Annotated in this window: 6 protein-coding genes and 1 pseudogene; 1 reads left to right on the forward strand and 6 read right to left on the reverse strand. The window is 43.9% G+C overall.

The genetic code is table 11. The annotated features are described in order from the left end of the window. Window positions 1–207: 207 nt before the first annotated feature. Window positions 208–633 carry a hypothetical protein gene (locus tag DKM50_01210; GenBank protein ID PZM83825.1) on the forward strand — a complete coding sequence of 142 codons (426 nt, stop codon included), beginning with the start codon at window positions 208–210 and terminating at the stop codon, window positions 631–633. Between the two features lie 208 nt (window positions 634–841). Here the strand turns inward: DKM50_01210 and DKM50_01215 are convergent, their stop codons facing one another. The 6 genes and pseudogenes from DKM50_01215 to DKM50_01240 all read right to left on the reverse strand — a co-directional run bounded on the left by DKM50_01215 (window position 842) and on the right by DKM50_01240 (window position 6,920). Then, window positions 842–1,948: a DUF4172 domain-containing protein gene (locus DKM50_01215; protein PZM83820.1), complete on the reverse strand. Its 1,107-nt coding sequence runs from the start codon at window positions 1,946–1,948 to the stop codon at window positions 842–844. A gap of 268 nt (window positions 1,949–2,216) precedes the next feature. Next, a complete protein-coding gene (locus tag DKM50_01220; protein PZM83821.1) occupies window positions 2,217–2,873 on the reverse strand; it encodes an ATP-binding protein in 657 nt (218 codons plus the stop codon). Next, window positions 2,874–4,145, reverse strand: a complete 1,272-nt coding sequence (locus tag DKM50_01225; protein PZM83822.1) for an ABC transporter permease — start codon at window positions 4,143–4,145, stop codon at window positions 2,874–2,876. Further along, window positions 4,118–4,933 (reverse strand): hypothetical protein, encoded by an 816-nt coding sequence (locus tag DKM50_01230; GenBank protein PZM83823.1) that lies wholly within the window; start codon window positions 4,931–4,933, stop codon window positions 4,118–4,120. The genes DKM50_01225 and DKM50_01230 overlap by 28 nt, the downstream gene beginning before the upstream one ends. Beyond that, window positions 4,899–6,194 (reverse strand): hypothetical protein, encoded by a 1,296-nt coding sequence (locus tag DKM50_01235; GenBank protein ID PZM83824.1) that lies wholly within the window; start codon window positions 6,192–6,194, stop codon window positions 4,899–4,901. The genes DKM50_01230 and DKM50_01235 overlap by 35 nt, the downstream gene beginning before the upstream one ends. A gap of 627 nt (window positions 6,195–6,821) precedes the next feature. Beyond that, window positions 6,822–6,920, reverse strand: a pseudogene (locus DKM50_01240) (hypothetical protein). Window positions 6,921–7,068 lie beyond the last annotated feature (148 nt).

A 7,068-nucleotide genomic window follows, 5' to 3' on the forward strand; every position in this document is an offset into this window, starting at 1 on the left:
TTATAATATAGGGACTTCTCTTGTTAAATGTTTAGTCTATAGATCAATGCAATATTTGCCGATCTGACTAACCATTCTGAAACGTATTATACGAGGAGAATCTATGAGAAAAAAACTAAATCCTTCCAAACTACCCACTTAACAGGTACAATATTTATTATCGTCGCTACGCTCCGATGACACTGGGTAGTTTCGCCGGAATACGCAATCGGCACAAGTCCAGAATCTAGAAATGAGATATTAGCATCTAATTTTAGAAGATATCGAATATGTGAAGAAAGAGGCACTGGGCTGGAAAAAACGATTTCGGCGATTGAGTTATCCGGGCTACCTCCTTTAAATTTTGAAGAAGGTGAAAATTATTTTAAAACTACAATATATACGCCAAAACCTTATGCTAAGATGTCAACTAGAGAACGCATACAGGCCTGCTATCAACATTCAGTAATTAAGTATTTATCCAATAGATCTTTGACCAATGCAAGCCTTAGGGAACGTTTTAAACTGAGTGAAAAACAGCGATCTGTTATTTCCAGGCTTATTAAAGATGCGTTTGATCAAAAAGTTATTAAACAAAAAGATCCAGATAATAGATCAGATAAGTTTGCTGAATATGTTCCGTATTGGGCCTAGTTTTTTAGTTGATTAGAAACCGGAAGTATAGTATAGAATGTTGTAGCTGTAAGGAATTTTTAGTTGATTGGGGCCCAATATTTGTAATAAATATATGCTACAATTAATAAGAAATAGTTATTTTAAAGTTACTTACCTATAAGCCATTTCACTGAGCTTTCGCCTAATAATAAAGGTTCGTGCAGTGGGAAGTCCGGGGAGCCAAACTTCAATCTAATCCAGCGATAGAATAACGAGTATGCCGTAACTGCCCTTTTTTATTGAGTACACCCAGTTTTACCATTTCTTGCAAGTCTCTGGTCGTTGTTGCATTGGAAGCGCCGGTTATGCTTTTGTAATTACCTGCACTGAGACCACCTTGAAAGCCATCAAGTCCTTCCCGAAAAAATCGCTGGAGTGCTTTGAGTTGTCTTTCGTTTAATATTGTCTTATAAGTATCGAATATTCTTGTTTTTTTAATGGTAAACTCTATAGTTCTTGATGTGAGCTGCAGTGCGTTGAGGACAGTATTGGCAAAATAAATGATATATTCTGTTATTTCCAGTTCCTGATTGCTCTGTTCCAGGATTTGGTAATACTGTTTGCGATTCCGCTGAATAATAGTGGATAATGACATTAACACCGGGTGCCCAAAAGCCTGTGATACAATTTTTTCAGCTAATGCTCTGGCAATCCTTCCATTCCCATCCTCAAACGGATGTATAGAAACAAAATACAGATGCGCTATGGCGGCATTTATTATTGTACGTAGACTGGCGCTTTTTTCTTTGGCAGCGTTATTATACCACTGAACAAATATGGTCATTTCGTTCGGTACGTCACTCGACGGGGGCGCTTCGAAATGAATCTTTGGTTTATGAATATATCCAGAGACTATTTGCATAGATTCTTCATGAGTTCTATAAGTGCCGATATTGTTGATATCTGTTCGGCCGTTTGTTAAACTGCAATGCCAGTTGTACAAATATTCATGGTTGAGAGGTACATCATAAGTCTTATAGAGATTAGTCATCATCTCCGCAATGCCTTTTTCTCTGGGGAGTATGGTGTTATCTCCCTGTTGCAGGCCAAGATTCTTTCTGATGGAAGATTGAACACTGTTTCTGTCCAGGTGTTCTCCTTCTATTTCTGAGGTGTTGAGTGCCTCTTCACTGATAATTTCGACCAGGAGTTCTTTCTTGTTATCATCATCCACATGCTGATAGGCTCCATACACAAATCCGATCTTTGTTAAGAACTCTGTCTCATAGGGTTGAATCCTTGATATATCGTAGAAGAAATTTGGCCAGTCTTTTTGTTGCCAGTTCCATTGCATGAGTTATATACCCCTATTATATAACTCATATAATAACAATAAGTGAGTTATAAGTCAAAGCTCTATAACTCATATATGCTTTTAGAGACATCTATATCCAGGATGTTTGAGTTTGCGAATGATACCATATCAGAAAAACCTGTTTTAGGTTCTGATGGACGTCCAGTCTGGGGAGCCAATCTTTAATCTAATCCAGCAATAAAAGGCTGTACTCCAGTGATGGGGGAATCCTGAGTAACCACATACTATTACTGACCTTATACCGGACTTACACAATCCTTCCATCTAGCATCCGGACCTGGCGTGATGCTTTGCCTGCTACTGCTGGATCATGAGTGACCATAACAATAGTCGTATGACGGCTCTTATTCGTTTCACAGAAGATGTCCATTACGATCTCTGCGTTTTTGGAATCAAGATTGCCTGTTGGCTCATCGGCGAATATGTATGACGGGTCAAGGATCAATGCCCTTGCTATTGCCACCCGTTGTTGTTCCCCGCCTGATAGCTGCCTTGGAAGCCTGTTTGTTTTATCTCCCAGATCAAACTGGAAAAGCAATGATTCTGCTTTTTCGCGCAGCTGTTTATCACGGCCGGCTTTCCTTGCAGGCATCAATACGTTCTCTATTGCAGTGAGCTCTGACAGCAGGTAATGAAACTGAAAGACAACCCCCACCTTTTCATTTCGGAAACGCTCCAAATCCCTTTCCGCCATGGCTGTAATATTGATCCTGTCTATCTCGAGGATTCCTTCAGTGGGATTATCGAGTGTACTGAGGATATAGATAAGGGTACTCTTCCCGGATCCTGATCGCCCTGTCAATGCTATAAAATCTCCATCATCGATACTCAGGTCTATCCGACTGAGGATCCTGGTTGCTGTATCTCCGACTGTTTTGCCGACATTATGTGCAACGATTCCCACTTATTCGGCCCCCGAACGAATGATCTCAATAGGAGTCAGTTTACCTGCATTAACAGCAGGAAGGATACTGGCAAGTGAGGCAGAGGCTAGCCCCAGGATCACTGCCCATACATAAATGGCAGGGGCAAGGGATATCTGCAGAAACCCGGATCCACCCATCGGTCCTCCTCCAAATGATACAGTCTGCAGGTAGCGGCTAAACAGGTATCCGCAGAAGAGACCGAGGAGAGACCCCGCGACGCCCAGTATCAGTCCCTGTGCAAAAAAGAGCCAGACAATATCCAGCCTACTGTAGCCCATAGAACGGAGTATAGCAATATCCCGCTGCTTCTGCATAACGGTCATAGCAAGAACATTATAAATGCCGAATCCGGCAACGACCAGTGTCGCACCGATTGTTAAATATCTTACAGCGTCCTGGATACGAAAAACATTAAAGAAGGAGGCGTTTTTTTGGTCCCAGCTTTCTACTTTCTCCGGAGTGATCGCAGACCAGGTGTTGGCGATTGCGGATGACTGTGAGTAGTCATAGAGCCTGATCGCAATAGTGTTCACTCTGTTAGGGGTTTGACTGATCCTCTGTACATCTTCAATAAGCCCGTAAGCGAACCGGTCTGCTTCCTTATTTCCTGTTTTAAATACAGCAACCACTTTGAAGGGTGCGTTTTGGCCGGCAACGGATACCATCACATTCTGGCCGATGCGCACTCCAAGGAGCTTTTTTAGTTCATCACCGATGGCGATCTTGTTCCCGCCTATTCCGATATTTCCAAAATTCCCCTCAGCGATTTCCTCGCCGATCGATGTTACTTTTATCTGCTGCTCCGGATCACACCCTATCAGGGTTGAGGGTACTGTCGACGTTCCGCTGCTGATTATGACCGATGTTGTCAGTTGCGGAGTGTAATACTCGACCCGGCGATCGGTACCCAAGACCTTATACCAGTTTTGGGGGCTTCTTATGGTATCGCTGTCTTTCCTTCCTGAGGGGGGAACAATCCAGAATATATATTGATAGCGCTTTCCGAAGAACGACTTATCAAGGGAATGTTCAGTCAGGAACTCTTCTCTCGGTTGTATAGTAATATGCGGGTTGTTGTTCACCAGCTGTTCGACCAGATACTCCCTGAAACCAATCATCATCCCTGAGATAACAATATAGGCCATGCTGCCAAAGAAGATCCCCAGAAAGGTCAGGATCGTTTGCCTGCGTCTCGATAACAGGTATCGTATCGCCAGAAATATCATTGTCCTCTCCCCCGGCTGATCCATAACCGGTCACCTTCCGCGATATTTCCGGACACAACCTGGACATAGGCGCCGTCAACCAGTCCTGTCGTTATCTTTTCCCTGCCTTTCCCCCGGACCTCCACTTCTTTGCCTTCCAGCGCGGCAACAGGTATAAGCAAAGCATCACTGTGCTCGGCAATGATGATAGCTACATCAGCCGTCATGCCAGGAAGAACACGGGGTGGCAAGGTTTCCATATTGATCCTGACCAGGAACTCTTCTTTTCTCGAATATACGGCTACAACAGTGCCTCTGTATGATTTCCCTCTCATGCCATCAAAGCTCAGATTAGCTTTTTGCCCGTTCCTGACGGGGAGTGCCGCCTGTTGCTCGAGTGACACCGTCACGTAGAGATTGGAAAAATCGACTAAAGCAGCCACAATAGACTGGGCAAATACTGTCTCTCCGACATTGTAGGGCAGGGAAGTAACTGTCCCGCCAAAAGGAGCTTTGAGTACCGTAACATCTTGCAGCTCGACCAGTCTGTCTCCTGTGCTGACCTGTTGCCCTTCCCGGACATAAATATTGCGTATTATGCTGGTCACCGCAGTCTTCAGCTCTACGCTTCTGTCTGCATCGATGGTCCCTATTCCATAGACTGCCTGAGCGATAGTACCTCTTCTAACGGGTTGGGAGAGATATCTATCTTGCCGGGAGTTACCAGCAAAAAAGAGTATAAACAGCATAACCACCAAAAGGATAACACCGGCTATGATCTTAGAGTGTTTTGTCATCTCAGTTTTGTGCCTGCCTTTCCGAGGCTTGGCCATTGCCTGTGCTGCGTCTCCCTGTGACCGCTCTGAGCCTGGTATGGTTGTGCGCCGCTGTCAGCCTCGCCTGATCAAAGGCACGCACGCTCTGGTAGAGTGAGGCCAGAGACTGCAATACCTCCAGGTTAGTGGCCAGGCCTGTTTGATTATCCCTCAGCAGTAGTTGATAACTTTTGTTGGAAAGGGTAACAGCTTTTTCAAGTAGTCGTACCTGCTCCAACTCTGCCTGTACAATTATATAAAGAGTGTTGATCTCCTGACGCACCGATTGGCGCGCATTATCAACAGCGCTTCTCTGCTGACGGCTGAGTGCCTCCGCTTCCCGCACAAGCGAAGTCGTATTCCCGCCGGTATACAACGGAAGGGTAACTGATAATCCGATATTCCAGTCCGCCGCAGTTAAACTGTCCGGCCGGATATAATAGTAATCCCCGGTTAGAACAACAGACGGATAATATTCTGCCTGGGCTACCTTTACATACTCTTGCGCAGCTAAATAGTTGAGGTTGGCATTCAAGACCTGAGGGTGTTCATCGATCTTGTCATTCCAGAGATCGAGATCTCCCAACTGCGGGGGCAATTCTTCCCCATCTCTCAGCGGGATACTTGAAGGCAAGCCAGTAATATAAGTCAGCTGTTCCCTGGCTGAGCTTTGAGAGCCCATGGTCTGGGCGATTGCAGCCTCGAAACTCGCAATAGCAGAATCAACAGCTATTAGATCCGATTCTTTGGCGCGTGCTTGATTTTTAAGACGTTGCAACTCTTTCTTCCTCTTTGTATAGGAAGCAATCTCCTTGCGATAATTAATAATATTCTTTTCATAGATAAGAATATTATAATAAGCCTGAGCTGTATCAAGAAAAAGCCGAAGCTCTGTCTGCCGGAATGCAGCCTTTGCAGCGCTTCCGTTATACCTGCTCTGCTCAATGGCTGCCCAGTCGCCGAATCCTCCGAAAAGCGGTTGTCTTATACCAATCCTGCCGCTTGTATTCTCATCCTCGATCAGAGTGGAATCGGATTCCTGCTGAGAGTAGCTAAGTACCGTCTCAAGCCGGGGCAGCAGTGCAGATCTTGCCTGCACAGTACGTTCCTCTGCCTGGGCAATAAGTTCCCGTTGCTGTGTAACCATGCTGCCTCCCAGGGCATGGCGGTAACAATCGTCCAGTGTGTAAGAGTTCTGTGCATTAGTTAGCGAAAAGAAACCTGTTGCGCAGAAAATTATAAGTATCGCGGGACATTTCCCCCCCAATATAGCCTCCATCTTGCAGAATTTGAGAGGATATTAACAAACACATTAATGCATGTCAAACATGAACCAGAAACAATAATATAAAACGGGATCTTCGAAAGCAGCCAGCGCCCTATCCAGGCTGCAAAGAGTTAGGTGTTCTCCAAAGATGGGGGAATCCTGATTAACGATTAGCGGCATAATATTTCCCTTATGAGGAATATATTGTCCGGGATTCTTTTGTCTGAGAAGCTACCGGCACCTCGAAGTCTTCTGAGGTAAGCTTATCTTTAATACTTAATTTCATTACTACACCTCCAACGCATTATTCACTATATCGCCGTGTGTACCACAATGAGGATAAGCAATCAATATAACTCTTTAAACATTCGGTGCAGGAAACATATGGACCCTAAATCTTGAATTGATGCAGTCAAAATAAATCTTCCTGACTGCTCCATTAATAAAAACTTGTAAATTTGGTCAGGCATCCATGCTCAAATCAGGGATATAAATATACTCCCTAGAATTGATGATCCTGGTTCTAATGTTGTTCACTATGCTGAGCCAACTTTCCTTTAGTTTCGAACCAGCTTCTGATTCGCCTAATTTATAAGGCTTATAATAGGGCTCTACACCAACAACAGGGACAAATAGTAATTAAGAGCATAACGCTCTAACTCTCAATCGGTAGTTTTCAAAGTTTTTAAATCCATAAGCATGTCTGCTTATCATCTCCATTTTAGTATGAAAACCTTTGACATTATATTCAATTAATTATGGAGGGATGATATACCACAAGATAAAATTAAAAAAAGTATTTCGTAATGGGTGCAGATACTTTCGGTGGGTTAAGCGACTTTTAAGTAATTATCGACGACATAATCCCATTCATTAGATAAATAAC

This window comes from Candidatus Margulisiibacteriota bacterium, from assembly GCA_003242895.1.
Classification (GTDB): Bacteria; Margulisbacteria; Riflemargulisbacteria; order GWF2-39-127; family GWF2-39-127; genus GWF2-39-127.